At 60.9% G+C, this 26,897-nt stretch carries 22 protein-coding genes and 2 pseudogenes; 14 read left to right on the top strand and 10 right to left on the bottom strand.

Annotation, left to right across the window (positions count from 1 at the left end):
* Positions 1 to 116: 116 nt before the first annotated feature.
* A complete protein-coding gene (locus QD409_RS04440; protein WP_430761919.1) occupies positions 117 to 1,256 on the top strand; it encodes an alpha-D-ribose 1-methylphosphonate 5-triphosphate diphosphatase in 1,140 nt (379 codons plus the stop codon).
* Positions 1,253 to 1,858 carry a phosphonate metabolism protein/1,5-bisphosphokinase (PRPP-forming) PhnN gene (gene phnN / locus QD409_RS04435; protein ID WP_430761918.1) on the top strand — a complete coding sequence of 202 codons (606 nt, stop codon included), beginning with the start codon at positions 1,253 to 1,255 and terminating at the stop codon, positions 1,856 to 1,858. Before QD409_RS04440 ends, phnN begins: the two co-directional genes overlap by 4 nt.
* A 177-nt stretch (positions 1,859 to 2,035) precedes the next feature.
* Here phnN and polA read toward each other — a convergent pair whose 3' ends face one another.
* A complete protein-coding gene (gene polA / locus QD409_RS04430) occupies positions 2,036 to 5,038 on the bottom strand; it encodes a DNA polymerase I (RefSeq protein WP_430761917.1) in 3,003 nt (1,000 codons plus the stop codon).
* A 438-nt stretch (positions 5,039 to 5,476) separates the two neighbouring features.
* Here polA and QD409_RS04425 point away from each other — a divergent pair, with 438 nt between their 5' ends.
* Positions 5,477 to 5,893 (top strand): MarR family winged helix-turn-helix transcriptional regulator, encoded by a 417-nt coding sequence (locus QD409_RS04425; RefSeq protein ID WP_092855788.1) that lies wholly within the window; start codon positions 5,477 to 5,479, stop codon positions 5,891 to 5,893.
* A 96-nt stretch (positions 5,894 to 5,989) separates the two neighbouring features.
* Here the strand turns inward: QD409_RS04425 and QD409_RS04420 are convergent, their stop codons facing one another.
* Positions 5,990 to 8,326 (bottom strand): bifunctional diguanylate cyclase/phosphodiesterase, encoded by a 2,337-nt coding sequence (locus tag QD409_RS04420; protein WP_430761916.1) that lies wholly within the window; start codon positions 8,324 to 8,326, stop codon positions 5,990 to 5,992.
* 198 nt (positions 8,327 to 8,524) lie between these two features.
* On the opposite strand from QD409_RS04420, the gene QD409_RS04415 reads away from it, so the two are divergent.
* Entirely contained in the window at positions 8,525 to 9,913 is a 1,389-nt protein-coding gene (locus QD409_RS04415) for a M20/M25/M40 family metallo-hydrolase (protein WP_430761915.1), read from the top strand.
* Positions 9,914 to 10,035: 122 nt separating this feature from the next.
* Positions 10,036 to 10,959, top strand: a complete 924-nt coding sequence (locus QD409_RS04410; protein ID WP_430761914.1) for a nucleoside hydrolase — start codon at positions 10,036 to 10,038, stop codon at positions 10,957 to 10,959.
* 97 nt (positions 10,960 to 11,056) lie between these two features.
* Here the strand turns inward: QD409_RS04410 and QD409_RS04405 are convergent, their stop codons facing one another.
* From QD409_RS04405 to QD409_RS04385, 5 genes and pseudogenes are all read right to left on the bottom strand, one after another.
* Positions 11,057 to 12,232: a M20 aminoacylase family protein gene (locus tag QD409_RS04405; protein WP_430761913.1), complete on the bottom strand. Its 1,176-nt coding sequence runs from the start codon at positions 12,230 to 12,232 to the stop codon at positions 11,057 to 11,059.
* 80 nt (positions 12,233 to 12,312) lie between these two features.
* Positions 12,313 to 13,374, bottom strand: a complete 1,062-nt coding sequence (locus QD409_RS04400; protein WP_430761912.1) for an ABC transporter ATP-binding protein — start codon at positions 13,372 to 13,374, stop codon at positions 12,313 to 12,315.
* Complete coding sequence (locus QD409_RS04395) at positions 13,371 to 14,924, bottom strand: ABC transporter permease (RefSeq protein ID WP_245298178.1); 1,554 nt, start codon at positions 14,922 to 14,924, stop codon at positions 13,371 to 13,373. The genes QD409_RS04400 and QD409_RS04395 overlap by 4 nt, the downstream gene beginning before the upstream one ends.
* A 211-nt stretch (positions 14,925 to 15,135) precedes the next feature.
* Positions 15,136 to 16,152 (bottom strand): iron ABC transporter substrate-binding protein, encoded by a 1,017-nt coding sequence (locus QD409_RS04390; RefSeq protein WP_430761911.1) that lies wholly within the window; start codon positions 16,150 to 16,152, stop codon positions 15,136 to 15,138.
* Between the two features lie 231 nt (positions 16,153 to 16,383).
* Positions 16,384 to 16,485 (bottom strand): annotated as a pseudogene (locus tag QD409_RS04385) (LysR family transcriptional regulator); the annotation flags it as partial.
* A gap of 66 nt (positions 16,486 to 16,551) precedes the next feature.
* Here QD409_RS04385 and QD409_RS04380 point away from each other — a divergent pair.
* Positions 16,552 to 16,677 (top strand): annotated as a pseudogene (locus QD409_RS04380) (LrgB family protein); the annotation flags it as partial.
* A 56-nt stretch (positions 16,678 to 16,733) separates the two neighbouring features.
* On the opposite strand, the gene QD409_RS04375 reads toward QD409_RS04380, so the two are convergent.
* Positions 16,734 to 18,071 (bottom strand): MFS transporter, encoded by a 1,338-nt coding sequence (locus tag QD409_RS04375; RefSeq protein WP_092855799.1) that lies wholly within the window; start codon positions 18,069 to 18,071, stop codon positions 16,734 to 16,736.
* Between the two features lie 391 nt (positions 18,072 to 18,462).
* Here QD409_RS04375 and cyoA point away from each other — a divergent pair, with 391 nt between their 5' ends.
* From cyoA to QD409_RS04350, 5 genes are all read left to right on the top strand, one after another.
* Positions 18,463 to 19,581, top strand: coding sequence for a ubiquinol oxidase subunit II (gene cyoA, locus QD409_RS04370; protein ID WP_430761910.1), 1,119 nt, complete (start codon positions 18,463 to 18,465; stop codon positions 19,579 to 19,581).
* A 46-nt stretch (positions 19,582 to 19,627) separates the two neighbouring features.
* Positions 19,628 to 21,631, top strand: a complete 2,004-nt coding sequence (gene cyoB, locus QD409_RS04365; RefSeq protein ID WP_092855803.1) for a cytochrome o ubiquinol oxidase subunit I — start codon at positions 19,628 to 19,630, stop codon at positions 21,629 to 21,631.
* Between the two features lie 4 nt (positions 21,632 to 21,635).
* Positions 21,636 to 22,265, top strand: a complete 630-nt coding sequence (gene cyoC, locus QD409_RS04360) for a cytochrome o ubiquinol oxidase subunit III (RefSeq protein WP_092855805.1) — start codon at positions 21,636 to 21,638, stop codon at positions 22,263 to 22,265.
* Positions 22,262 to 22,666, top strand: coding sequence for a cytochrome o ubiquinol oxidase subunit IV (cyoD, locus tag QD409_RS04355; protein WP_092855807.1), 405 nt, complete (start codon positions 22,262 to 22,264; stop codon positions 22,664 to 22,666). Before cyoC ends, cyoD begins: the two co-directional genes overlap by 4 nt.
* A 190-nt stretch (positions 22,667 to 22,856) precedes the next feature.
* Positions 22,857 to 23,621 carry an SURF1 family protein gene (locus QD409_RS04350; RefSeq protein ID WP_430761909.1) on the top strand — a complete coding sequence of 255 codons (765 nt, stop codon included), beginning with the start codon at positions 22,857 to 22,859 and terminating at the stop codon, positions 23,619 to 23,621.
* A 55-nt stretch (positions 23,622 to 23,676) separates the two neighbouring features.
* Here QD409_RS04350 and QD409_RS04345 read toward each other — a convergent pair whose 3' ends face one another.
* A complete protein-coding gene (locus QD409_RS04345; protein WP_430761908.1) occupies positions 23,677 to 24,243 on the bottom strand; it encodes a histidine phosphatase family protein in 567 nt (188 codons plus the stop codon).
* 96 nt (positions 24,244 to 24,339) lie between these two features.
* Positions 24,340 to 24,900, bottom strand: coding sequence for a sugar O-acetyltransferase (locus QD409_RS04340; protein ID WP_430761907.1), 561 nt, complete (start codon positions 24,898 to 24,900; stop codon positions 24,340 to 24,342).
* Positions 24,901 to 25,222: 322 nt separating this feature from the next.
* Between QD409_RS04340 and QD409_RS04335 the strand changes: the two genes are divergently transcribed.
* The 3 genes from QD409_RS04335 to QD409_RS04325 are packed head-to-tail and all read left to right on the top strand — an operon-like array spanning position 25,223 to position 26,849.
* Positions 25,223 to 25,432, top strand: coding sequence for a CbtB domain-containing protein (locus QD409_RS04335; RefSeq protein ID WP_092855815.1), 210 nt, complete (start codon positions 25,223 to 25,225; stop codon positions 25,430 to 25,432).
* 12 nt (positions 25,433 to 25,444) lie between these two features.
* A complete protein-coding gene (locus tag QD409_RS04330) occupies positions 25,445 to 26,188 on the top strand; it encodes a CbtA family protein (protein WP_092855816.1) in 744 nt (247 codons plus the stop codon).
* 1 nt (position 26,189) lies between these two features.
* Positions 26,190 to 26,849, top strand: coding sequence for a hypothetical protein (locus QD409_RS04325; RefSeq protein WP_167668093.1), 660 nt, complete (start codon positions 26,190 to 26,192; stop codon positions 26,847 to 26,849).
* The last annotated feature ends 48 nt before the right edge of the window (positions 26,850 to 26,897 follow it).

Raw genomic sequence — 26,897 nt, 5'->3', positions numbered from 1 at the left:
CATTTCCGCTTTAAACGCAGTCGCGGGAATGCTCTATCTTTTTGTTTTCACGCAATTCCGGACGCAAAACCGCTTCGCACTTTTGCTGGAATTGCTCCAATGATGAAAGACCTGACATGACCAAAGAAACCGTCCTTTCCAACGCCCGCATCGTTCTCGAAGACAAGATCGTCGAAGGCTCGGTGCTGATCCGTGACGGTCGCATCACCGCCATTTCCGAAGGCAAGTCCGCGATCGGCGAAGATTTCGAGGGAGACTATCTCATCCCTGGTCTGGTCGAGCTGCATACCGACCATCTGGAAGCGCATTATTCCCCGCGTCCGGGCGTGCGCTGGAACAAGACGGCAGCCATCCAGGCGCATGACGCCCAGATCGTCACGTCAGGCATCACGACCGTATTCGACTGCCTGCGCATGGGTTCGGACGAGGACGGCGGCTTCGAAAAGGGCGAGATGCGCGATATGGCCGATGCCATCCAGGCGGCCCAACGCGAAGATCGTCTGCGCGCCGATCACCTCATCCACCTGCGCTGCGAGGTTTCCTCCGACAACGTTCTCGATCACTTCCAGGATTTCGAGAAAGATCCCTACGTCCGCCTCGTCTCGCTGATGGATCATGCACCCGGCCAGCGCCAGTTCCAGACCATGGATCAATATATCTTCTACTATCAGAAGAAGCGCGGCCTGAGCGACGAGGCCTTTGCCCGCTTCGTCGCCAAGCGCCAGGAAGAGTCGGCCAAGTATGCAACGCCGCATCGCGATGCGATCTCGAAGGTCTGCGCCGAGCGCGGTATCACCGTTGCAAGCCATGACGACGCGACGCTCGCCCATGTCGACGAAGCCATCAACTACGGTGTTCGCCTGGCGGAATTCCCGACCAGCATCGATGCGGCGAAGGCTTCGCATGGTGCCGGCATGAGCGTGCTGATGGGCGCGCCGAACATCGTGCGTGGCAAGTCGCATTCGGGCAATATCGCCGCTCGCGATCTGGCCGAACTCGGTGTACTGGATGTGCTTTCCTCCGACTACGTGCCGCTCAGCCTGCTCCACGCGCCCTTCATCCTCGCAGATGAAGTTGAGGGCATTTCGCTGTCGCAGGCGATTGCCATGGTCACCGCAACGCCGGCAAAGACCGTCAGCCTCAATGACCGTGGACGCATCGCGGAAGGCCTGCGCGCCGATCTCGTGCGCGTTCGTCGCGATCATGGCGTGCCGGTCACCCGCTCCGTCTGGCGAGAAGGACGTCGGGTCGCATGAGCACGGACGCCAATCTCGAGCCGGCTAATGGCCGCCTTTCGGATGCGACAGCAGGCACACTCGCTGTCGTCGTCGGCCCGAGCGGCGCCGGCAAGGATACGCTGATGAACCTCGCCGCCCGGCATTTCGCCGGCCGGACTGATGTCCATTTCGTCCGCCGGGTCATCACGCGTGACGGAGATGCCGGCAACGAAGATCACAGAAGCGTTTCCGAAGCGGATTTCGACGCCATGAAGCAGGCCGGCGCGTTCGCCGTCTCCTGGGAAGCGCATGGTCTGAAATACGGCATTCCTGCCGAAGTCGCTGACGAACTGACGCGCGGCAATCTGGTCATCGCCAACGGCTCGCGCTCGGCGCTGCCGCACTTCCAGACTGCATTTCCGCGGCTGAAAGTCATCAACATCACGGCGCGGCGCGAAGTGCTTGCCGAGCGGCTGATGGCGCGTGGCCGCGAAAGCCGCGAGGATGTGCTGAAGCGCCTGGAGCGCAGCACGCTTGCCGTCCAGGCCGGCTATGATGTCGTAGATATCGACAATAGCGGTACGCTCGAAGAAGCCCAACGCGCCGTCATTGTCGAACTCGAAGCGCTAATCCGGAAGTGAGCGTCCGGTACTCCGCCCGGATCATCTATTCACGCCAAATCGCGGATCTCTCACCGCCTCATGCTGAAGTGGCCCGGTGGCAATACCTCCACCGGCCCTCGTGGTTCGAGGCTCCGGCCTTTCAGGCCTCCGCACTTCACCAAGAGGACTGATCTCCCCGCTGCGTCTGATAGCGCCTCAGTGCGCCTCATCCCAATTGTTGGCGGCGCGCGCATCGACCTTCAGAGGTACGGCCATGTCGACCGCCGGCATAGCGGCATTTTCCATGACCGAGACGACGATCGGCGTTGTGCGCTCGACGTCGGCATCCTCGACTTCGAAGATCAGTTCGTCGTGCACCTGCAGCAGCATGCGCACGCGATCGCCAAGCCCGGCCGAAGCCAGCGCCGGTTCCATCTTGATCATGGCGCGGCGGATGACGTCTGCGGCCGAACCCTGGATCGGCGCATTGATCGAGGCGCGCTCGTTGAAGGCGCGGACGGACGGATTGGAAGAGCGGATCTCGGGGAAGTGGATACGGCGACCGAAGATCGTCTCGACATAACCCTTGTCGCGCGCGGCCTGCTTGGTGCTGTCCATATAGTCGCGAATGCCGGGGAAGCGCTCGAAATACTTCTTGATGTAATCGCCCGCTTCCGAGCGCTCGATGGAGAGCTGATTGGCGAGGCCGAAGGCGGAGATGCCATAGATGATGCCGAAGTTGATCGCCTTGGCGCGGCGACGCACCTCACTGGGCATGCCTTCCACCGGCACGCCGAACATCTCGGAGGCAGTCATCGCGTGAATGTCGATGCCGTCTTCGAAGGCCTGCTTCAGCTGCGGGATATTGGCGACATGCGCCAGCACGCGCAGTTCGATCTGGCTATAGTCGGCCGAAACCAGCTTGTGGCCGGGGGTCGAGATGAAGGCCGTACGGATCTTGCGGCCCTCCGCCGTGCGCACCGGAATATTCTGGAGGTTCGGCTCCGAGGAGGACAGGCGCCCGGTTGTGGTCGAGGCCAGCGAATAGGACGTATGCACGCGCTTCGTCTGCGGATGCACATAGGTCGGCAGCGCATCGGTATAGGTCGATTTCAGCTTGGTGAGCTGACGCCAGTCGACGATCTTGCGCGGCAGCTCGAAGCCGGCCGCCGCCAGATCCTCCAGCACCTGCGCCGAAGTCGACCATTGGCCCGTCTTGGTCTTGCTGCCGCCTGATAATCCCATCTTGCCGAAGAGGATGTCACCCAGCTGCTTGGGAGAGCCGATATTGAAGCGTTCGCCCGCCAGCGTATAGACTTCATCCTCCAACCGCGCCGCGCCCTGTGCCAGTTCGCCGGAGAGGCGTGACAGGATCTGACGGTCGATGGTGATGCCGCGCTCTTCCATATGGGCAAGTACGGGCACCAGAGGCCGCTCCAGCCGCTCGTAGACGGCGGAGAGTTTTTCTGCCGCAAGCCGCGGCTTCAGCACCAGCCAGAGACGCAGCGTCACGTCGGCATCTTCCGCAGCATAGGCCGTGGCGCGGTCGATATCGACGAGATCGAAAGTGACGTTGGACTTACCGCTGCCGGCAACGTCCTTGTAGGCGATCGGCTTGTGGCCGAGCCAGCGCTCAGACAGACTGTCCATGCCGTGCGTGGCATTGGAGCCGCCATCGAGCACATAGGACAGCAGCATCGTATCGTCGAACGACTTGGTCTCGATGCCGTAGCGCTTCATCAGCAGGTAGTCGTATTTCAGGTTCTGCGCGATCTTGAGGATGGAGGCATCCTCAAGCAGCACCTTCAATCTCGCCAGGGCATCCCGAAGCGGAATCTGATTTTCCGCCATGCCGCCGCCGAGCAGATCGCCGACGCCGGTCTTGTGGCTGAGGGGCACATAGGCGGCGCGGATGGAGGCGCCTGTGGGATCGTTGCGGTTGTCGGCAATCGCCAGCGAGAAGCCGACGATTTCGGCCTGCATCACATCGAGCGACGTCGTTTCTGTGTCGAAGGCGACGATGCCGGTTTCACGCGCATCGGCGATCCACTGATCGAGCGTGGCGATATCGCGGATGGTCACATATTTCGAATGATCGATCGGTGCCGTAGCGAAGCTTGCCGCACGCGCGGTTGCGAGCGCCGCTGGCTCGGTCAGCCCCTCAACGGCCTGGCGCGATTTTACTGCCGGCGCCGGAACGGAGGCCCCCTCGGCCGTAACCGCGCTGCCGGCAACGAGTTCTGCCTTGCCGTCTACATCGAGATCCGGGCCATGCGCGGCATCGCTCAACTCGACCTTGATTTCGGCCGGCTCGATCGCCGCCGCATCGCAATCGCAGGCCTCCGCGACACGTCGTGTCAGCGTCGTGAATTCCATCGCCTTCAGGAAGCCGATCAGCTTCGGGCCGTTTTGCGGTTCCAGAACCAGCGCCTCGAGCGGCATGTTCACCGGCACATCTGTCCTGAGCGTCACAAGCTGACGGGAAATGCGGGCGAGTTCGGCATTGGCGATGATGTTTTCGCGGCGCTTCTGCTGCTTGATTTCCTCGGCGCGGGCAAGGAGCGTATCGAGATCGCCGAATTCCTCCAGCAGCTGCGCTGCCGTCTTCGGGCCAATGCCGGGGATGCCGGGCACGTTGTCGACCGAATCGCCGGTCATGGCCTGCAGATCAATCATCTTCTCCGGCGGCACGCCCCATTTCTCGATAACATCGGGAATGCCGATCTGCTTGTCCTTCATGCTGTCATACATGTGGACCATTGGGGTGACGAGCTGCATCAGATCCTTGTCGGACGAGATGATCGTCACATCGGAACCGGCGGCCTCGGCCTGGCGGGCATAGGTGGCGATGATGTCATCGGCCTCGAAACCGTCAGTTTCGATGCAAGGCAGGTTGAAGGCGCGCGTCGCCTCGCGGATGAGGCCGAATTGCGGGATCAGCTCCTCCGGCGGTGCCGAACGGTTTGCCTTGTAGTCCGGGAAAATCTCCTTGCGGAAGGTCTTCGAGGAATAATCGAAAATGACGGCGAAATGGGTAGGCGTCACCCCGACCGAAGTGTCGCGCGCCGAGGTCAGGAGCTTCCACAGCATGTTGCAGAAACCGGAAACGGCGCCCACAGGCAATCCATCGGACTTCCGGGTCAGCGGCGGCAGGGCGTGAAAGGCCCGGAAAATGAAACCGGAGCCGTCGACGAGGAAGAGATGATCACCTTTTTTCATGGAGACATGGATAGCGTGACGCACCTCCAACGTCCATATAAAGTTCTGGTTTTGCAGCCCGCCAAGAGCACCAGATCTCTCACCGAAACGTTACTAATTTTTAATCAATCTAATCTGCGGATTCCCTTGAAAAACCACATTTGGGATCACAAATCATACTCACCGGCGATTGATACGCCGAGGGTCTGACAACCGGCCTGTCCCCCGCCACGTCAGACTCGGACAAAGGCCTATCCCCTCTCCGGGCCTTTGTCCCCCTTTTTTGAGCCGCCATGGCGTCCCCTCCAGGCCATGGCGGCTTTTTCATGAAGAATAGCGCACGTATTGCGTGCGCATGATCGAATGAAGCTGATGATTTCCTACCTGTCTCTACCCAAGATTTGCTGATTGTCTTGATTTGAAATCATCGGCATACTTGCAATCATGGGATTTAATCGGATGGACTCCGCAGCCTACCTTGCCAGTCAGCTGGCGAGGGTATTTGCTCGCTCGTTGCTGCAACGCGCGAACAGGCTCGGCTTTTCGCCGGGTCAGTTCCCAATCCTCCTGGAACTGTGGTCCGAAGACGGCCTGACTCAGAAGCAATTGCTGGAGCGGGTCGACATCGAGCAGGCGACGATGGCCAACACGCTGTCGCGTATGGAGCGTGACGGACTGGTGGAACGCCGCCCGCATCCAACTGACAAGCGGGCGCAGCTGATCTTCCTGACGGAGAAGGCAGCCGCCATGGAGGCAGAGGCCATCGAGGCCGCAACGGCGGTCGATTCGGATGTTCTGAGGGATTTTCGCAATTTCGAACGCGAGCTGCTGCTGGAATATATCCGGCGCATCCTGAACAACGCCAAGCCTCTCTAGATGCATTTGCGACGGGGCAGTTTTCCATAGGGAATCACCCCAGAGCGGAAGGATGGAGCGTTCTCGTGGCGCGCTTGAAACGGAAACGCCTCGGGATTATCCCGCCGCCCTGTCCATGTCGGCGAACAGTTGGCTCGGTCCGACATCCGGCTTGCCGAAGAAGATCCCCTGAAGCTGAGCACAGCCCTCTTCGATGACGATGCGACGCTGGAGTTCCGTTTCCACGCCTTCAGTCACCACAGGCATGTTCAAGCTATGCCCGAGGCCGATGATCGCGCGGACGATCGAGCGTGCCGCCGGATCATGTTCGAGCGCACCGGTGAAGCTGCGGTCGACCTTGATCTTGTCGAAGGGAAAGGCGCGCAGATTGCTCAGCGAGGAGAAGCCCGTTCCGAAATCGTCCATGACCACCCGGACGCCGAGGCGGTGCAGCCGCTGCAATGTGGCGATGACGGCCGTGCGCTCCCGCATCAGCGCCGCCTCGGTGATTTCCAACTCCAGCCGCCGCGGATTGAGGCCGGTTTTCCACAAGATGCGCTCGATCTGGTCATAGAGCGTCGGGATCATGAATTCCAGCGGCGACAGGTTTACGGCAACGCTCGCGGGCTCGCGCCAGCGAACCGCCTCCTGGCACGCCTGTTCCAGCACCCATTCGCCGATGGCCACAATCGATCCGCTCTCCTCTGCGATCGGAATGAAAGTCTCGGGTTCGATTACCCCCCGATCCGGATGCCGCCAGCGCAGCAGGGCTTCGTAACCGCTGACGCTATCGCTGCCGACATCATAGATCGGCTGGTAGTCAAGATAGAGCTGTTTGCGGAGAATGGCCTGACGCAGGTCGTTCTCAAGCTGGCGGCGCAGGCGCGCGGCCTTGTCCATTTCCGCATCGAAGAAGCAGGCGTTGCCCCTGCCTTCGCGCTTGGCGCGATAGAGCGCGGTATCCGCATTCGTATAGAGCTGCTCGGCGCTGGCACCGTCGCGTGGGTAGATGGCGATGCCGAAGCTGACGCCAACCGCGGTGGGATCGCGTGCCGTATCCATTTCCGCGGCAAATTCCGCCAGAATGCGCTCGGCAAGACGGGTAGCCGCTTCGGGCTGCTGCCGCATGGGCTGAATGATGGCGAATTCATCGCCGCCGAGCCTTGCCACCGTATCGCCCTCCTCGGCGACCCGCCGCAGGATGCCGGCGACCTTGCAAAGAAGACGATCACCTTCGGCGTGGCCGAAGACATCGTTGATCGCCTTGAAGCGGTCGAGGTCCAGGCAGAAGACGGCGACTTCGCCACGCTTGCGATTTGCCATCTGCAATGCCTGGTGGATGCGCTGGTCAAACAGCGAACGATTGGGAAGATCCGTCAATATATCGTGGTGAGCGAGGTGCTCGATCATCTGCTGGGCCTGGCGGCGCTCCGTCAGGTCGCGCAGGACCAGAACGCTGCATTCGTGCCCGCGATAGGTGATGGAGCGAATCACGGTTTCCACGGGGATCGCCTTGCCGTCGCGTCCCGACAAGGTGGTCTCAAGCGGGACGGCAGCTTCGGCACAAGCATCCAAATCGAGCGTCAGAAAGGCTTCGGGCTCAGCGCCGATCACCTGCTGTGCCGACCATCCGGAAATGGAGAAGAAGCGCTCGTTCGCATCGATAATCTGGCCGTCGCGAAGAACAAGCAGCCCCTCCAGCGACGCGTTTGCGAAGCCGCGGAGATCGGTGAGATGACGGTCGACGAAGATGGCGCCGAGGGCAAGAAGGATCAGGCCGGTGGCGGCAGCCATCACGATACTGGCGAGGATACTGCGGTCGATGGAAAGGACTGCTGCGGGCATGTCTGCCACGGGGGTCAGCTTGACGCCGCTCATCGCGGTGAAGTGCAGCGTGCATATCGCCAGCACCAGGAGAAGAGTGCCGGCAACGATGCGCCGGATGCGACGGAGGCCGCGGAAGGCAATGAAGGCCAACGAGGCAATGCACGCGCCGATGAAGATGGCAATAGCGACGCGCTGCATATCGTAGGAGAGCGCTACCGAAGCCTCGATCGCCTGCATGCCGGTGAAATGCATGGCGGCTATGCCAAGCCCCATGAACACCCCACCAAAGGCAAAGGAGATTATGTTATCCCACTCAAAGGCCACGGCGATGGCAAGCCACGAACCAAGGATCGAGAAGACCACCGAAAGCACGGTCAGCGAAAGACCGTAGGAAATGGGGATGCTGCCCTGATATGCCAGCACGGCGATGAAATGCGTTGCCCATATGCCGACACCGCTGGCAAAGGCCGCGGCGGCGATCCAATAGCGGCGCTGATATGACCGGCACTCCTGTGCACGCGAAAAAAGCAACATGGTAGCAAGACTGCCAATCAGGCAAATAAATGCGGCAACAAGGGTTAACCTGATGTCATGTTCGTCGCGAATACATGCAATCACTGAAAACATTTCGCGTCCCCAGAATACGCTTCTAGATTGATGTTATTTCAAATACTCTAAAAAACTTGTAAATTACATGAGCAACTACGCACGTAATTGAGTGCCTCCCTACCACGAAACAGGCACGATAAATTTTCAGTTTTGACGCCTCGAAACCCGCCAGGCTTTGGTCTATCGTCCCTCCAAATCTCACGTAAGGAGTCGGATATGACCGATTTATCGCCCGTTCTCGATCGCGCCGATCAGAACCTCCCGTCCAGCCTCGACAATCTCTTCGAGCTGCTGCGCATCAAATCGATTTCGACGGATCCAGCCTTCAAGGCGGAATGCCGCAAAGCGGCGGAATGGCTGGTCGTCTATCTGAATTCCATCGGTTTCACCGCATCCGTGCGCGACACGCCCGGCCATCCCATGGTGGTCGCCCATCACGATGCCGGCAGCGCCAACGCGCCACATGTGCTTTTCTACGGTCACTACGACGTGCAGCCGGTCGACCCCATCGAACTCTGGGACAGCGACCCCTTCGCACCTGAGGTCAAGGACATGGGTAACGGCCGCAAGGTCCTGACCGGCCGCGGCACCTCCGACGACAAGGGCCAGCTGATGACCTTCGTCGAAGCCGTGCGCGCCTATAAGGAAACCAAGGGCGCGCTTCCGGTGCGCGTCACCATCCTGTTCGAAGGTGAAGAAGAATCTGGTTCGCCCTCGCTCAAGCCCTTCCTCGAAGCCAATGCCGCTGAGCTTAAGGCTGATTTTGCCCTCGTCTGCGATACCGGCATGTGGGACGGCGATACGCCGGCGATCTCGGCGGGCCTGCGCGGGCTGGTGGGCGAGGAAATCGTCATCACCGCAGCCGATCGCGATCTGCACTCAGGCGTCTTCGGCGGCGCTGCTGCCAATCCGATCCACATCCTCACCGATATCCTCGCCGGCCTGCATGACGAGACCGGGCGCGTGACGCTTCCCGGCTTCTATGAGGGCGTCGAGGAAACGCCTTCCAATATCAAGGCTTCCTGGGAAACACTCGGCATGACAGCCGAGAAATTCCTCGGTGAAGTCGGGCTGTCGATCCCATCGGGCGAAAAGGGCCGTTCGGTGATGGAGCTCACCTGGGCGCGGCCGACGGCCGAGGTCAACGGCATCTGGGGCGGCTATACGGGCGCCGGCTTCAAGACCGTGATTGCGGCCAAGGCGTCGGCCAAGGTCTCCTTCCGTCTCGTCGGCCAGCAGAACCCGGCAGCAGTCCGCGAGAGCTTCCGCGCCTATGTGCGCTCGAAGATCCCCGCGGATTGCTCGGTGGAGTTCCACGAGCACGGCGGCTCGCCGGCCATCCAGCTTTCCTACGATTCGCCGGCCCTGACTAAGGCGAAGAACGCGCTCTCCAACGAATGGCCGAAGCCCGCCATCGTCATCGGCATGGGCGGCTCGATCCCGATCGTCGGCGACTTCCAGAAGATGCTCGGCATGGAGTCGCTCCTCATCGGCTTCGGTCTCTCCGATGACCGCATCCATTCGCCGAACGAGAAATACGAGCTGCGCTCCTACCACAAGGGCATCCGTTCCTGGATCCGCGTGCTCGACGCGCTCGCCGTTTAATTGATGGACCGGGGCGCGCAGATCGCTTTGCGCGCCCCCGCACCTACCCCGCCTCGACGGTCTTTGCTCCGTCTCCTGCCAGAGCGATCGCAGGCCGTCTGACCAAATCTATGAGATAGAACATGGGAATCTGGGTCGACACCGATATGGGATTCGATGATATCGCCGCCATTCTGGTGGTCGCGCATTCGAATCTCGTCATCGACGGCGTCTCGCTGGTGAGCGGCAATGCGCCGCTGTCCCATGTCCGCGACAATGCGGCGAGCGCCGCCGCCGTCTTCGGCTGGACGTTTCCCATCCATACCGGCCGCGAGCTGCCTGTTCTGTGCAAGCTGGAAACGGCGCAGAGCATCCTCGGCCAGAACGGCATTCCGACGACAGGCAGGAGCCTGCCGTCGGCCGATCCGCTTCCATTCAGCGACGCCTTTGCGGCGCTCTGCGACTGGCTTGGCGACGGCAAAGGGCCGAAGCGCATCCTCGCGCTCGGCCCGTTGACGAATATTGCCGCCCTGGCGCTGGCGCGTCCGGACCTTGCCGCCCGTATCGATGAACTGACATGGATGGGCGGCGGCGTCACGTCAGGCAATCATACGGCGTCTGCCGAGTTCAACGCCTTTGCCGATCCCGAGGCGCTGGCGATCGTGCTGGCACATGGCCTGCCGCTGCGCATGATCGATCTCGACATTTGCCGAAAAGTACTGGCCTGGCCCGAGGATGTGGCTCGTCTCCGTCAGGCGGCGGGCGAAAAGGCACAATTGCTCGCCGATCTTCTGGAAGGCTACGTCAACATCGCCATCAGCCGCGGTCGACCGGCCATGGCCCTGTACGACCCGACGGCAGCGGCCATTTTCGTCGCCCCGGAGATTGCCGTGCTTCGGCACGCGCGCATCGACGCCGAGCTGCAAGGCCGGCACACGCGCGGCCGCACCGTCGTCGAGACACGCGCCTCGCATGGTGAGTTCAATGCCCATTTCGCCGCCGAGATCGATGTGGAGAAGGCGCGTGCGATCATATTCGATGCGCTTCTGCGAGAGACCGGTCGCTGAAAAAAGGGGCTCCCGTTGGCGTATGGACGCGGGCGCTATGGAGCTGCATCCGCGAAGAGTGCACCCCCTACCTCTGAGAGGCATATTCAGAGTGGCCTCAGCCTTCCTCCCTCAGCTCCTGTTCTACCAAGGTCGTGCAGAAGGCCACGCCGGAGCCGATGGCATCATCGGCGAAATCATAAGCCGTGTTGTGATGCAGCGCGCCATCGACGGCCGGGCCGTTGCCGAGCCAGACGTAGCAGCCCGGAGCGTTCTGACCGAAGAACGCGAAGTCGTCGCCTGCCGTCGAAGGCGGGAAACGGGTCAGCACTTTCTCGCCGAAAACGGCAGTGGCGGCTTTCAATGCCCGCGCGGTGGCATCCGGATCGTTGACGACAGGCGGAATGCGGCGCTCGAACCGGTAGTCGGCCGCAATCCCGTACATGGCCGCCGTGCCCTGCGCCAGGCGGCCGATTTCCTGTTCAAGCTGATCGCGAACCTCGGGCGCATAGGCACGCGCCGTGCCGCCGATCTCGACGGTGTCGGGAATAACGTTCAGCGCATTGGGGTCACCCGCCTGCAGCGAACAGGCGCTGACGACGGCTGGCTGAAGCGGATCGACGACGCGGCCGACAATGGTTTGCAGCGAGGACAGGAATGTCGCCGTCGCGGTGATCGGGTCTTTGCCGAGATGCGGCTTGGCGCCATGCGTGCCGATGCCGCGAAAGGTGACGCGCCAGGTGTCCGACGAGGCGAGCTGCGGCCCTTCGACCACGGCCATCTCGTCGATATCGAGACCCGGCATGTTGTGCAGACCATAGACAGCATCACAAGGGAAAAGATCGAAAAGACCTTCTTCCACCATGCGCTGCGCGCCGCCGCGGCCTTCTTCGGCCGGCTGGAAGATGAAGTGTACCGTTCCCGAAAAACCGCGCTTGGCGGCCAGATGGCGGGCGGCGCCGATCAGCATGGTCGTGTGGCCATCGTGCCCACAGGCATGCATCTTGCCGGGAATGGTGGATTTATAGGGACGGTTGGCCTTCTCCGGCATGGCCAGCGCATCCATGTCGGCGCGAAGGCCGATGCTGCGCGTGCCGTTGCCAACCTGCAGCGTGCCGACGACGCCGGTCTTGCCGAGGCCGCGATGCACCGTCAGCCCCGCCTCTTCCAGCAAGGTGGCGACGATACCGCTGGTGCGCTCCTCTTCGAAGCCAAGTTCCGGATGAGCATGGAGGTTGCGGCGAAGCGACGTGAGGAAAGGGAGATCCTGAGCGATCTCTTCAGGCAACGACATGGACATTCCTTCGATATGGAGCACGATGACGGCGTGTCTTATCTTCCCCAAAGCGTGGCCTGCTTCAACCCAAATGACGCTCAGACATCGAGCTTGGTGAAAACATGAGCCTTTCCGATAACGGTCACTGAAACCATGCTGTCGACCTCGGGCAAGCCGACGCCGGAGCTCTTGATGTTCAATGTCTCCGAGCCGTTGGCATCGGAGAGCACGACGGTCACCGTGCAGACGGCGCCGCCGAATTCGATTTCCGTCACCTTGCCGATGCACGTTGCATTCGCACTGGCCTCATCCATGGAGCCCAGACGCAATTGCTCAGGCCGCAACATGATGTCGAAGCGGCCTTGCCTGCTCTCGGCATCGACCGCGATATGCCCGAGGACACATTTGGCGGATCCGTTGTTCAGATCGGCCTGCAACACGATGGCATCGCCGAGGAAGAGCGCGGTCTCGCGGTCTCGCGGGTTGAGATAGAGGGCTTGCGGCGTTCCCGCCTGGATGAGCGCGCCCTCGCGCAAAACGGCAACCTGATCCGCAAAGGACAGGGCTTCCGTCTGATCATGCGTCACCAGAACCGCCGTGATGCCGGCAATCTGCAGCACGCGGGCAACGGCCTTACGCATATTCGCGCGAAGGCCTGTATCGAGTGCGGAAAAGGGCTCGTCGAGCAGCATCAATCTCGGTTTGCGGCCGAGCGCGCGTGCAAGGGCTACGCGCTGCTGCTGTCCGCCGGAAAGCTGATGCGGCCGGCGATCGAGCATGCCGCGGTCGAGTTCGACCATGTCGATGAGAGCATTGATGCGCTGGTCGCGGTCGCGCGCGCCGCGCTCCATGCCGAAGCCGATATTCTCTGACACGCTCAGATGCGGAAACAAGGCACCGTCCTGCGAGACGATGCCGATGCCGCGGCGATGCGCGGGCACGATGGCCTCGCCATCCGCCAGGATGTCGCCTTCCAGCACGACCTGTCCCGCATCGGGGATCTCGAAGCCTGCGATGATGCGCAGCAGCGTCGTCTTGCCGGAACCGGACGGGCCGACGATAGCCGTACGGCTGCCGGCAGCGACCGTGAGGTCGATGTTGCTCAACGCATGCACGGGGCCATAGCGCTTGCTAATGTTCTTGATTGCCAGAAAGGTCATTGTCCGGCCGTTCGCTTGGATTGCACGTAAAGGAGAAGGGTGAGCGGCAGCGACAGAACGACCATCATGAAGGCGTAGGGTGCCGCGGAAACATAGTCGATCTCGCTGGTCAGGGACCAGAACTGCGTCGCTAGTGTTTCCGTGCCGTTGGGAGAGAGCATCAGCGTTGCCGTCAGCTCATTGGTGATGCCGAGCGCGACGAGCGCCACGCTGGCGGCAAAGCCAGGAGCGGCAAGCCGCATTGTGATCTGCCGCACCGCCTGCGCCGGCGTGCGGCCGAGCGCCATGGCGGCGCGCTCGAGCTCGACAGGCGCCTGGGCGATGCTGGCGCGCAGGCCGACCATGGCGCGCGGCAGGAAGAGCAGCACATAGGCGAGCAGCAGCGTCGCAAAGGTCTGATAGAGCGGCAGGATCAACCGGACGGTGATGGAGACCAGGGCCAGCGCGACGACGACGCCAGGCAGCGAGCCGACATAATAGTGGCAAGCTTCGAGAACGCGCTGCAGCCGGCCAGGCGCGCGCACCGACAGCCAGGCCATGGGAGCCGCTGCAATGGTGGCGAGGAGGCCGCCGGTTATCGCCAGGGCAATGGTCTGCAGCAGGGCTGAACCGACGGTATCGATCCGCCAGATATCCATGCCGCCGAGATAGAGCCAGCGTGCCAGAGTGACGAAGGGAATGCCGAGCGTCAGCACGGCGGTCACGACCGGCAGTGCGATGGCGGGACCGACGAACCAGCCGAGACGACGGCGGTCCGCCGGGCGAGCAGCACCGGAGCCGATGCGCGCGTAGCGCTCGTTGCCGCGCACCAGCACCTCGAAGCCGAGCAGCAGCAGGCAGCAGAGGACGAGGACGCCGCCGAGCATGTTCGCGGCCGGGCTGTTATAGGCCGACTGGAATTGATCGACGATGGCGGTCGAGAACGTGTCGAAGCGGATCATCACGTAGAGACCGTATTCCGCCAGGAGATGCAGGCCGATCAGCAGCGAGCCGCCGCAGATGGCGAGGCGAAGCTGCGGCAGGATCGCGCGGAAGAAGACACGCCAGGGGCTAAGGCCGAGCGAGGCGGCGGCATCCTCGATCGCCGGATCGAGCCGGCGCAAGGCAGCAGCAACAGGTAGATAGAGAAAAGGAAAATAGGCTAGTACCGATACCAGCACGCCGCTCCAGAGCCCGCGCATGCCGGGCACGAGGCTGACCCAGGCATAGCTGTGCACGAAAGCGGGCACGGCGAGCGGCGCTGCGGCGAGCCAGGACCAGAGGCGGGCGCCGGGAATATCGGTGCGCTCCGTCAACCACGCGAGCGTCACCGCGAGCAGGATGCACAGCGGGATGGTGCAGATTTCGAGCAGGACGGTATTGACGAGCAGCTCGCCGACGCGATTGCGGAAGATCAGGGCTGCGACTTCGGCCCAGCCGGTATCGATCGTGATCCAGACGATGAAACCGAGCGGCACGAGGCTTAGAAGTGCGACGACGGAAGCAAGGGCGACGACGGAAGCATGCCGAACGCGGCTGCGAGGCGCAGCCGTCAACTGGGGCACTCGCATGGCAGCAGGCTCGCCGGCATATGTGTTCTTCTGCAGCAAATCCGAGCTGCCTTTCACGCCCTGAAATAGGAAGGCAATCGCCGCTGACGGCGATTGCCAGATCGATCGGCCCCAAGGCCATCCCTATGCCCCTAGCAGGGCATAGGACAGTGATGCAATAGCCAAGCCCGCCCGAACGCACTCTAAAGGCGCCGCGGCGCGGGCTTTGGCCTTAGATGAGGCCGGCTTCCGTCATCAGATCGGTGACCTTCTTGCTGTTCAGCTTCGAAGGTTCGACCTTGGGTGCCTGCAGGTCTGCCAGCGGCACGAGCTTCGGATTGGAAGCCTCGCCATTGCCGACGGCATATTCATAGGAGCTGCCATCGCGCAGAACGGCCTGGCCACCCTTGCCGGTGATCCACTTGAGGAAAGCCTGAGCTTCCTTCTGGTGCTGGCTGGATGCGAGAACGCCGCCGCCGGAGATGCTGACGAAGGCGCCCGGATCCTGGTTCTTGAAGTAGTGCAACGCCACGTTCTTGCTGTTTTCACCGGTCTTGGCCTGATCGCCGAACCAGTAATAGTGATAGATCACAGCGCCTTCGACCTCGCCGGCGTTGACGGCCTTCATGGCGACGCTGTTGCCCTTATAGGGGCTGGCATTTTGCTTCATCGCCTTCAGCCAGGCGCGGGTCGCATCTTCGCCCTTCAGCTCGAGGAACGCGCTGACGATCGCCTGGAAATCGGCGCCGGCCGGCGAAACGCCCCAGCGGCCCTTCCACTTGGCATCGGCAAGGTCAAGCATCGACTTCGGCAGATCGGCTTCCTTCAGCTTGGTCTTGTCATAGGCAAAAACCGTGGAGCGGGCGGCAACGCCGACCCAATTGCCATCGGCTGCCTTAAAGGTTTCCGGCACCTGAGCCAGCGTATCGGCATTGACCGGGGCAAAAAGCTTGTTGGCATCGACCAGCGCCATGCCCGGCGAGTTTTCCGTCAAATAGACGTCAGCCGGGGAAGCAGCACCTTCCTGGACGATCTGGTTGGCGAACTGCATGTCGCTACCGTTGCGGATCGTGACCTTGATGCCCGTTTCCTTGGTGAAGCCATCCGCCCAAGCCTGCGTCAATGCCTCGTGCTGGGCGTTGTAGACGACGATGCCTTCGGATTCGGCGGCGTTCGCCATCATCGGAGCAACCGCAAGGCCTGCGGCAAGCGCCAGCGCACTGGTGAGATGAGTAAAGGAAAAAGTCATTAAGTCCTCTCGCTTAAAAGTCGCCGCCTCGGCGGCAATGGGATACCCTATATTTTTCCTGACAATTATTTTCAAGTTTACATTGGTGGTTTGCTATCAAAAAAGTTTGAAAAAGGAGTCAAGATTTCGTCGCTATCTCGGCGGCGAGATCGAGCCAGGCTTTGCCAGCATGTGAGAGATAGCCGCCTGGCCGCCATATTCACGCCATCAGCCACTCCATTTCCGGCTCGATGACGAGCGCGCGGCGATATCGGGCGCGAAGCCGGCGGAGCGGCAGGCATCGAGAATGATGCCATTGAGGACAAAGCCGGTTTCGAACAGAATGAAGGGATTGCCCTGCAGCGCCGCGAACGGCACCGTCTCACGCCCGGCAAGCGGGCTGGTAGCAACACATGCATCGGCGTAGCCAAGGCACATGAGATCGGCCGCGAAGAGGGATCGATCGCCGGTCTGGTCATGGTGCTGCTGGGATTGACGAATGTGCTGGCGGCACGGCTGATCGCCTGGCTCATGCATGCTGCCTGAACGAAAAAGGCCGCGGCACTTTCACGCCGCGGCCTTCTTCAATTCGACATTCCGTCTCAGTTGTCGCGCGTTTCCAGCGTCTTGCTGAAGAAGATGGCGACGAGCGTGCAGACGACGCCGGACAGCAGATAGAGGCTGGTATAGACGAGGCCGAACTGGCTGGAGAGGGCGAGCGCCACGAACGGTGCGAAGCCGGCACCGATCAGCCAGGAAAGGTCCGACACGAGAGCCGAACCGCTGTAGCGATAGTTCAGGCTGAAGCGCGAAGCGCTGGCGCCAGCCGCCTGGCCGAAGGAAAGGCCGAGCAGCGTAAAGCCGACAACCACGTAGATGTGGCGACCGGTCGCACCGCCGTCGAGCAGCCAAGGGGCGACGAAGGCGAAGCAGGCGATCAGCACCGCACCAATCGCGAGCTGATTGCGGCGGCCGATCCGGTCAGCGAGCATGCCTGAACAGATGATGGCGAGAATGCCGCAGATCGCGCCCAGGAATTCCATCAGCAGGAACGAACCGGGGGTCTGTTCGCTATAGAGCGTTACCCAGCCGAGCGGGAAGACCGTGACCAGATGGAAGGTCGCAAAGCTGGCGAGCGGCACGAATGCGCCGATCAGCACGTCGCGGCCATGGACGCGCAGCAATTCCGTCATCTTCACCGGCTCGAGCTCGTGGCGCTCCAGCAGCGTGCCGAATTCCTCGGTCGCCACCAGGCGCAGTCGGGCAAAGAGTGCGACGACGTTGACGGCAAAGGCGCAGAAGAACGGATAGCGCCAGCCCCAATCCAGGAAGTCCACCGTCGTGAGGCTCGTGACGAAATAGGCAAACAGGGCGCTTGCCAGCATGAAGCCGATCGGTGCGCCGAGCTGCGGGATCATCGCATACCAGCCGCGATGGTTCGTCGGGGCATTGAGCGCCAAGAGCGAAGCCAGACCGTCCCAGGCACCGCCGAGCGCAAGGCCCTGGCCGATGCGGAAGAGGGCGAGCAGGATGATCGCATAGGCACCGACTTCGGAGTAGCCGGGCAGGAAGCTCATCGCCGCGGTTGAGCCGCCGAGCAGGAACAGCGCGATGGTAAGTTTGACGCCGCGCCCATAGCGGCGGTCGATCGCCATGAAGATGAACGAACCGATCGGACGGGCGATGAAGGCAAGGGCGAACACCAGGAAGGAAAGGAGTGTTCCATGCAGGGGGTCAGCAAAAGGGAACATCAGCTTCGGGAAGACCAGGACCGATGCGATGGCATAAACGAAGAAATCGAAAAATTCGGACGTGCGACCAATGATCACGCCGATGGCGATATTGCCCGGAGCGACGGAGCCGCCGGCATGCATGCTGCGGGCATCGCTCTCAAGCGTTGAAGATGTAGGGTTCAGTGATTCATGCGTCACGCTGACCATGTAGGGAGCCTCCCTCTCCGAGCACGAGTTCCTCCACGAATTCGTGCATAATCAAGATGTTTATCAAACGTGCGAACATATCAAGTGTCGGGCATGAAATAATTCGCAAATTAGCCATCAAAGCCGGCCTTTCCGGCCTTTGTCGCTGCACCGCCTGCATATCAGGAAAGACCACCCGTGGTCATTTGTTCCGATCCGGATATATTAGCTCACATAAAAGCGAATGATCGGCGGAAAACCTTCTGGATTTTGCAGGGTTTTCCCGATAGGTGGGGCCGCATTCCATACCGCATTGCACTCGCGCTTGCTGCGGTGCGACGAAACACCTCATATCGTTCATGACCGCCGTCCTTTAGTCGCGGTAGGGTCGAAACAAAAAGAGCTTTAAGACGTGCTAAGACTATCGAAGATTTTCAGCCGTTTATCCGTCATCCCATTGTTTTTGCTGCTATCAGGCTGCAATTTGGTGGTGATGGACCCCTCCGGCGATATCGCCATGCAGCAGCGGGACCTCATCATCGTCTCGGTCGCGCTGATGCTGATCATCATCATCCCGGTGATCTTCCTGACGCTGTACTTCGCCTGGAAATATCGCCAGTCGAACAAGGAAGCGACCTACGAGCCGGAATGGCATCATTCGACGCGTCTGGAGCTGATCATCTGGTCCGCTCCGCTTGCCATCATCATCGCGCTCGGCGCAGTGACCTGGATCAGCACCCATCAGCTTGACCCCTACCGTCCGCTCGACCGCATCGCAGCAGACAAGCCACTCAGTGCCGACGTGAAGCCACTGACAGTCGAAGTGGTCGCACTCGACTGGAAATGGCTCTTCTTCTATCCGGAATACGACATCGCCACCGTCAATGAGATGGCTGCTCCGGTCGACCGCCCGATCAACTTCAAGATCACGGCTTCGGCTGTCATGAACTCCTTCTTCATTCCGGCACTGGCTGGCCAGATCTACGCCATGCCTGGCATGGAGACAAAGCTGCACGCCGTCATCAATCATCCGGGCGAATTCCAGGGCCTGTCGGCCAACTACAGCGGCGCTGGCTTCTCGCACATGCGCTTCAAATTCCATGGCGTGAACCAGGCCGATTTCGACCAGTGGGTTCAGAAGGCCAAGAGCCAGGGCACGAAGCTCGGCCGTCCGGAATATCTGGCGCTTGCCAAGCCGAGCGAACGCGAACCTGTGCGCTACTTCAATGCAGTCGACGATGGTCTCTACAACGCCATCCTCAACATGTGCGCCGATCCGAGCAAGATGTGCATGAGCGAGATGATGCATATCGACGCCAAGGGCGGTGCCGGCAAGGAAAGCCACGAAAACCGCGAGCGCCTGATCTACGACAATCAGAACACCAGCTCGGCCGAAATCACGCCTGTCAAGGCTGAAGGCGGTGCCGGCCACACCATGCAGCATGGAGACAACTCGATGCCGGGCATGGATATGGGCAAGGGCTCTTCTTCCGATTCGTCGACCGGTTCGGCTCAGCATCAGGGTCATTGATCCGGTGCGCTCAATAACAAGACATTTATAAGGACAGAGGCAATCCATGTTTTCCAACCCGGACCTCTATAAATTCATCTTCGGCCGGCTGACGCTCGACTCCATTCCGTATCACGAACCTATCCTGGTCGTGACGTTCCTCGGCGTCGCCGTCGGCGGTATCGCCCTTCTCGGCCTGCTGACCTATTTCCGTCTCTGGGGCTATCTCTGGAAGGAATGGTTCACGAGCATCGACCACAAGAAGATCGGCATCATGTATGTGGTGCTGGCGCTGATCATGCTGCTGCGCGGCTTTTCCGACGCGTTGCTGATGCGTCTGCAGCAGGCGCTCGCCTTCAACGGTTCCGAGGGCTACCTGCCGCCGCATCACTACGACCAGATCTTCACCGCCCACGGCGTTATCATGATCTTCTTTGTGGCGATGCCCTTCGTCACCGGCCTGATGAACCTCGTCGTGCCGTTGCAGATCGGCGCACGCGACGTCTCCTTCCCGTTCCTCAACAACTTCTCGTTCTGGATGACGACGGCAGGCGCGATTGTCGTCATGATCTCGCTCTTCATCGGCGAATTCGCCAAGACCGGCTGGCTGGCCTATCCGCCGCTTTCCGGCATCGCCTACAGCCCCGATGTCGGCGTCGACTATTACATCTGGGGCCTGCAGGTCGCGGGTATCGGAACGACGCTTTCGGGCATCAACCTGATCGCCACCATCGTCAAGATGCGGGCGCCCGGCATGACCTTCATGAAAATGCCGGTTTTCACCTGGACGTCGCTCTGCACCAACATCCTGATCGTCGCGAGCTTCCCGATCCTGACCGCCACGCTCGTGCTGCTCACGCTCGATCGCTACGCCGGCACGAACTTCTTTACGAATGACCTCGGCGGCAATCCGATGATGTATATCAACCTCATCTGGATCTGGGGTCACCCGGAAGTCTACATCCTGGTCCTGCCGGCCTTCGGCGTGTTCTCGGAAGTCGTGGCCACCTTCTGCGGCAAGCGTCTGTTCGGTTACGCTTCTATGGTTTACGCCACTTGCGTGATCATGATCCTTTCGTACCTCGTCTGGCTGCACCACTTCTTCACGATGGGCTCGGGCGCCAGCGTCAATTCCTTCTTCGGAATCACGACGATGATCATCTCGATCCCGACGGGTGCGAAGCTATTCAATTGGCTGTTTACGATGTACCACGGGCGCATCCGCTACGAAGTGCCGATGCTTTGGACCGTCGGCTTCATGGTGACCTTCACCATCGGCGGCATGACCGGCGTCATGCTCGCGGTTCCGCCGGCCGACTTCGTGCTGCACAACTCGCTGTTCCTGATCGCCCACTTCCATAACGTGATTATCGGCGGCGTGCTCTTCGGCATGTTCGCAGGTGTCAACTACTGGTTCCCGAAGGCCTTCGGCTTCAAGCTCGATCCTTTCTGGGGCAAGATGAGCTTCTGGTTCTGGCAGATCGGTTTCTGGTTCGCCTTCATGCCGCTCTACATCCTCGGCCTGATGGGCGTCACCCGCCGCGTGAGCCAGTTCGACGATCCGTCGCTGCAGATCTGGTTCGTGATCGCAGCCCTCGGCGCCGGACTGATCGCTATCGGCATCGCCTGCTTCCTCATCCAGCTCGCCGTCAGCTTCATGAAGCGCGAAGAGCTTCGCGACCACACCGGCGACCCCTGGAACGGCCGTACGCTCGAATGGTCCACCTCGTCGCCGCCGCCGGCCTACAACTTCGCCTTCACGCCGATCGTCTATGATCATGACGCGTGGTGGGACATGAAGAACCGTGGCTACGTCAGGCCGACCGAAGGCTTCATTCCGATCCACATGCCGAAGAACACGGGCACGGGCATCATCCTCGGCGCTCTCTCGATCGGCTTCGCATTCGGGATGATCTGGTACATGTGGTGGCTCGCCGCCATCACCTTCGTCGCGATGATCGTCATTACGATCGGCCATACCTTCAATTACAAGCGCGACTACCACATCCCCGCCGACGAGGTCGTTAAGACCGAGAACGAGCGTACGAAGCAGCTCGCAGAACAGGTGTAAACCCATGACGACCCATACCGCAAAGGCTCCCATGGATGGCGAAACACCCGCCTTCTACATGACGGAGGAGCATCACCCGGAAGGCAGCACCATGCTGGGCTTCTGGATCTACATCATGAGCGACTGCCTGATCTTCGCAGTCCTCTTCGCCACCTTCGCCGTGCTCGGCCACAGCTATGCGGCCGGCCCGTCTCCGGCCGACCTGTTCGAGCTGCCGCTCGTCGCCGTCAACACGGCGATGCTGCTCTTCTCCTCCATCACCTATGGCTTCGCCATGCTGGCGATGGAGAAGGACAACAAGTCGGGCACGCTGATGTGGCTGACGATCACCGGCATCTTCGGCGCGCTCTTCATCTTCTTCGAACTCTACGAGTTCTATCACCTGATCCTCGACGGCGCCGGCCCGCAGCGCAGCGCCTTCCTGTCGGCCTTCTTCACGCTGGTCGGCACGCACGGTCTGCACGTCACCACCGGTATCGTCTGGCTGATCACGCTGATGGTACAGGTCGGCCGGCACGGCCTGATCGTAGAAAACAAGCGTCGCCTGATGTGCCTTTCGATGTTCTGGCACTTCCTCGACGTCGTCTGGATCGGCGTGTTTTCTCTCGTCTACCTCATGGGAGTTCTCGGATGAGCTCGAACGCAAACCATTCGCATCATTCCGGCGACGCTCACGGCCATGACCACCATGGCGGCCACGAAGCGGCACACGGCACCTTCAAGAGCTACATGACGGGGTTCATCCTCTCCGTCATTCTGACGGCCATCCCCTTCTGGTTGGTCATGGGTAAGGTCTTCTCCGATCCGGCCGTCACCGGCGCGATCGTCATGATCCTCGGCGCGATCCAGATCATCGTGCACATGATCTACTTCCTGCACATGAACACCCGCTCGGAAGGCGGCTGGAACATGATGGCACTGATCTTCACCATCGTCCTCGTCATCATCGCGCTGTCCGGCTCGCTCTGGGTCATGCATCACCTCAACGCGAACATGATGCCCATGTCGCCCGAGATGATGCGCAACATGCCATAAGATCGAGCGGCGGGCCTTCAGCCGAAGGCCCGCCCTCCCCGGCGCGAGATTTCCGCCGGACGCTGCGCGGCGCATTGCTGAGAATGCCTGAACTCGCGGCCAAATTTTTCAAGACCACGCGTGATCTTCAGCGAAGAGACTTAAACACCTCCCGAAATCATGCGGCAGCGCGTCCCCGGAGACCAGCGCCATGACCGACACGTCCCCGAACACATCTGACGGCAAGCCGCGCTCGACATTTGAGCTTGCCATATGGGTGTTTCTGCTTCTGCTTCTGACGACCCTTCTCATAGGTCTCGGCACCTGGCAGGTGGAGCGTCTGCACTGGAAGCTGGATCTGATCGCCCGGGTCGATGCGCGTGTGCGTGCGCCGGCGGTTCCGGCGCCCGGCCCGGCGCAATGGGCTGGTGTCACCGCGGAAAGCTCCGAATACAAGCATGTGCAGGCGAGCGGCACCTTCCTCAACGACAAGGAAACGCAGGTCTACGCCTCGACGGTGCTCGGCCCCGGCTATTGGGTGCTGACGCCATTGAAGCAGGCCGATGGCACGCTCGTCATCATCAATCGCGGTTTCGTGCCGACCGACAAGCGCAATCCAGTGACTCGCCCAGCCGGCCAGATCGGCGCGGAAACCACCATTGCAGGCCTGCTGCGGATCAACGAGCCCACGGGCACGCTGCTGCGCTCCAACGTGCCGGCGGAAGAACGCTGGTATTCGCGCGACGTATCGGCCATTGCCGAGGCCCGCAGCCTGCAGAACGTGGCGCCCTACTTCATCGATGCAGACGACACGAAAAATCCTGGCGACCTACCTGTGGGGGGGCTCACGCAGATCACCTTCCATAACAGCCATCTTGTCTATGCCATCACCTGGTACGGGCTGGCGGTCATGACGCTCGGCCTTGCGATATTCCTCGTCTATTTCGAGCGGCAGCGGGCAAAGGCAGGCCGCTAATGCCGTACAGCGCGTTGTGGCATTCGCCACGCTTTTCCTCGAATTGCTCCGAGCACTATTTCACCATCTGTGGGAAGCGAAGCTGCCAGCGCCGGCCGTCGCTTGTCATTTCGACGAGGCCGAACGGCTCGACGTCGATCGTCCAGAATGCCGAAGCCGGCGCCTGCAGCACATGCAGGATCGCGGCGCGGATGACACTGGCATGGGTGACGACGACGGTATGCCCGGCTTCCTGAAAATGACGTCCCATCCATTCGTCGATGCGTCGCATGACCGACGACAGGGATTCGCCGCCATGCGGCGCGGCCTCTAGATCGGTCATCCATAGGGCGAGAGAGTCCCGATCGCTGCCATGAAGTTCTGCGAGCGACCGTCCGCGCCAATCGCCATAGTCGCATTCGCACATGGCAGGTTCCGGGATGGCGTCGAGGCGGAGCAGCGCCGCCGTCTGACGTGCCCGCAAAGCCGGGCTCGTCCAAATGCGATCGATCGTCCCGAGCCGATCGAGGGAGAACCCAGCTCGAAGCGTCGCTTTATCCTCCAGCGGTTCGTCATCCGGGAAGCAGCCCTTCCGATTGGCCTCCGTCGGGCCGTGGCAAATCCAGCTCAGGCGCGCTTTCATGACACTTCATATCTCCATATGTCGGCGCGATTTTGCATCGCGCTTCGGTCGTGTCCCGGTTCGAATCTCAGCTCGCGAGCCGTTGTCGGTGTTCCTTCAATTGTCGCCGATCATGCGGATGACACGCGCCGGATTTCCTCCGACAAGGCTATTCGGAGGAACGTTTTTGGTGACGACTGAACCGGCAGCCACAACGGAGTTTTCGCCCACAGTCACTCCGCCGACAATTGTTGCGCCGGTTGCGATCCAGACGTTTCTTTTAATCACGATGGGCTTTCCAATTGTGATGGCTCGGCGCTGCGAAGGTTCAAGTGGATGGCCTATCGTGATGATGCTCACGTTTGGTCCGATCATCACATCGTCGCCGATATCCAATCCACCAAGGTCATAGAAAGTGCAGTTCTGATTGACGAAGACATTATGCCCGACGCGGATTTCATTCCCGCCGGCAGTGTAGAACGGCGGGATCAGGACAAAGCTCTCGTCCACCTCTTTGCCGATGAGTTCGCTGAACAAGGCTCGAACCTCGCCTGCATCGTCAAAGGTCAAGCGGTTAAGCGCAGCGGTAAGCGCCATTGCTCGCTTGACGTTTGCCAACATAACCGCCGATTCCGGCGTTCTGCCGTGAATGACCTTGGTGCCATTCTCATTCGACATTCGTTGTTTTCCTTGAGCTGCAGTTGAGCGTGTTTTTCGGTGCGCCGGGATCGCGTCGAGATTCGATGAGCATAGCGGCAAAGCGAACGAGCCGGAATCCACCCGGCCCGAGTTCAGCCGAGGTACACCCCACGAACGCGCTTGATTGACAACCATCTTCGCAGGCAGATATAAACTTGTACTTACGGGTGTGGAAGCCGGTGAAATCCCGGCGCGGTCGCGCCACTGTAATCGATGACGGAAACTTCGCCCTCGAGAGCCAGACCCTTCCCGTAAAAACCCTTCCGCTAATGGAACGCGCTTTTCTTCAAGAGGGATTACAATGTCTGATACCGCTTTCGCACCGTCCGCGATACCGCAGCCGATACCGCTCGGCCAAATCCTGCCGTGGGCCGTGTTCGCCGGCCTGCTGATGCTGCTGGCGATCTATTTCGTCGGCGCAGAGGAAGGCGCAGCCTCCCTCTTGTCAGGCAGCTATGTGCACGAGTTCGTGCATGACGCCCGTCACCTTCTCGGCTTCCCCTGCCACTAAGGGGACAAGCGCATGGTTGGACGTCTTTTGCTCCGCGGCATGATCGTCGGGGCACTTGCTGGTGTTCTCGTTTTTGCCTTCGCCCACACCTTCGGCGAGCCGCTGGTCGACTGGGCCATCGGCTTTGAAGAAAAGGCCGCGCAAGCGGCAGGCGAAGCGCCGGAACCGGAAATCGTCAGCCGCGCCACGCAGGCAGGCATCGGCCTCTTCATCGGCAGCATGATCTTCTCGACGGCGATCGGCGGGTTGTTCGCGCTGGTCTTCGCCTTCGTCTACGGCCGCATCAGCCCGCTCGGCGCGCGCGGTACGGCGGCGCTGCTTGCTGTCGCGGCCTTCGTGACGATTTCGCTCGTTCCGGACATCAAGTATCCGGCAAATCCGCCGGCGGTCGGCAATGCCGACACGATCGGCGCCAGAACCGAACTGTTCTTCATCATGATCGTCGCCTCCATCGTCGGCATGATCGTCGCCGTAGGCTTCGGCCGCCGCCTGGCGGCACGCTATGGATCCTGGAACGGAGCGATCATTGCCGGCGTCGGCTACATCGTCTTCGTCGCGCTGATCCAGTATCTGCTCCCATCGATCAACGAAGTACCGGAACAATTCTCGGCCGTGGTGCTCTGGCACTTCCGCATCACCTCACTCGGGATGCATGCCATCCTGTGGGCTACGCTCGGGCTTGCCTTCGGTGCATGGGCCGAACGCATGCTGCCGCAGACGCGCTACCGCGGTAACGCAGCGCTGCGCCAGGCCTGAAATGATACAGCCATCGCCTCCCGCGCGCTCCGTCGTGCGCGGGAAACGCCGATCCGGAAGCGGCGCGCTGCTCGCCGCCATCTGCCTCGTTTTATCCATCTGGCCGACAGTGCTTGCAGCCCATGGCGACAGGGCATCGGGAAGCCATGCCGGCATTCCGATACCAAGCCTCACCCATGGCGAAATGGCTCTGATTGCGCCCTACTACAGGCGGATCGTCGCGGTCGCGGAAGATGTGCCGAACACCGATGAGACCTTTCGCCGGCTTCTGAATTTCGCTCAGATCCAGCGAGCCTATTGTCTCTGGGGCATCATGCCGGGCAGCGTCAACGACGAGGAAAGCCCCTTCAACGAATGTTCGCATGCCTATCTCGCGGCAGCCAAGGCCGTATTGCTGCAGATGCGGATGATGAATGGCGACAGGGCTTCGGTCGAAGATCTCGTTTCCGATATCGACGCCATCCTCGTGCGCAACAATCTGTCGCTCGTTCTCTGCAAGTTCAGCGGGGAGAGCTTCAATACGGCCGATCTGGTCAGGCCGAGGCCGGCAGACATCGTCGTGCACGGCAAAAGCCTCATGACGGTCCTATCGGCCTTGATGGCGGCCGGGGCCGGCCTATGGCTGGCGGCGTGCGCATTGCGCAACGGCTACCGCTCTTAAAGAAACACCGCCGCTGAACGCGGCGGTGTTTTCGTCTTACGTGTCAAA

The sequence above is a fragment of the Rhizobium sp. BR 315 genome (genome assembly GCF_050577975.1).
Classification (GTDB): domain Bacteria; phylum Pseudomonadota; class Alphaproteobacteria; order Rhizobiales; family Rhizobiaceae; genus Rhizobium; species Rhizobium miluonense.
This window is presented reverse-complemented; position numbering and strand designations above follow the sequence as displayed.

Bases quoted from the DNA above. Each gene is read 5' to 3' on its own strand.
- polA (WP_430761917.1), bottom strand. From the start codon at position 5,038: ATGAAAAAAGGTGATCATCTCTTCCTCGTCGACGGCTCCGGTTTCATT.
- QD409_RS04425 (WP_092855788.1), top strand. From the start codon at position 5,477: ATGGACTCCGCAGCCTACCTTGCCAGTCAGCTGGCGAGGGTATTTGCT.
- QD409_RS04405 (WP_430761913.1), bottom strand. From the start codon at position 12,232: ATGTCGTTGCCTGAAGAGATCGCTCAGGATCTCCCTTTCCTCACGTCG.
- QD409_RS04335 (WP_092855815.1), top strand. From the start codon at position 25,223: ATGTCTGATACCGCTTTCGCACCGTCCGCGATACCGCAGCCGATACCG.
- phnN (WP_430761918.1), top strand. From the start codon at position 1,253: ATGAGCACGGACGCCAATCTCGAGCCGGCTAATGGCCGCCTTTCGGAT.
- QD409_RS04410 (WP_430761914.1), top strand. From the start codon at position 10,036: ATGGGAATCTGGGTCGACACCGATATGGGATTCGATGATATCGCCGCC.
- QD409_RS04325 (WP_167668093.1), top strand. From the start codon at position 26,190: ATGATACAGCCATCGCCTCCCGCGCGCTCCGTCGTGCGCGGGAAACGC.
- QD409_RS04330 (WP_092855816.1), top strand. From the start codon at position 25,445: ATGGTTGGACGTCTTTTGCTCCGCGGCATGATCGTCGGGGCACTTGCT.
- QD409_RS04390 (WP_430761911.1), bottom strand. From the start codon at position 16,152: ATGACTTTTTCCTTTACTCATCTCACCAGTGCGCTGGCGCTTGCCGCA.
- QD409_RS04340 (WP_430761907.1), bottom strand. From the start codon at position 24,900: ATGTCGAATGAGAATGGCACCAAGGTCATTCACGGCAGAACGCCGGAA.
- QD409_RS04400 (WP_430761912.1), bottom strand. From the start codon at position 13,374: ATGACCTTTCTGGCAATCAAGAACATTAGCAAGCGCTATGGCCCCGTG.
- QD409_RS04440 (WP_430761919.1), top strand. From the start codon at position 117: ATGACCAAAGAAACCGTCCTTTCCAACGCCCGCATCGTTCTCGAAGAC.
- QD409_RS04415 (WP_430761915.1), top strand. From the start codon at position 8,525: ATGACCGATTTATCGCCCGTTCTCGATCGCGCCGATCAGAACCTCCCG.
- cyoC (WP_092855805.1), top strand. From the start codon at position 21,636: ATGACGACCCATACCGCAAAGGCTCCCATGGATGGCGAAACACCCGCC.
- QD409_RS04395 (WP_245298178.1), bottom strand. From the start codon at position 14,924: ATGCGAGTGCCCCAGTTGACGGCTGCGCCTCGCAGCCGCGTTCGGCAT.
- QD409_RS04345 (WP_430761908.1), bottom strand. From the start codon at position 24,243: ATGAAAGCGCGCCTGAGCTGGATTTGCCACGGCCCGACGGAGGCCAAT.
- QD409_RS04420 (WP_430761916.1), bottom strand. From the start codon at position 8,326: ATGTTTTCAGTGATTGCATGTATTCGCGACGAACATGACATCAGGTTA.
- QD409_RS04375 (WP_092855799.1), bottom strand. From the start codon at position 18,071: ATGGTCAGCGTGACGCATGAATCACTGAACCCTACATCTTCAACGCTT.
- QD409_RS04350 (WP_430761909.1), top strand. From the start codon at position 22,857: ATGACCGACACGTCCCCGAACACATCTGACGGCAAGCCGCGCTCGACA.
- cyoD (WP_092855807.1), top strand. From the start codon at position 22,262: ATGAGCTCGAACGCAAACCATTCGCATCATTCCGGCGACGCTCACGGC.
- cyoB (WP_092855803.1), top strand. From the start codon at position 19,628: ATGTTTTCCAACCCGGACCTCTATAAATTCATCTTCGGCCGGCTGACG.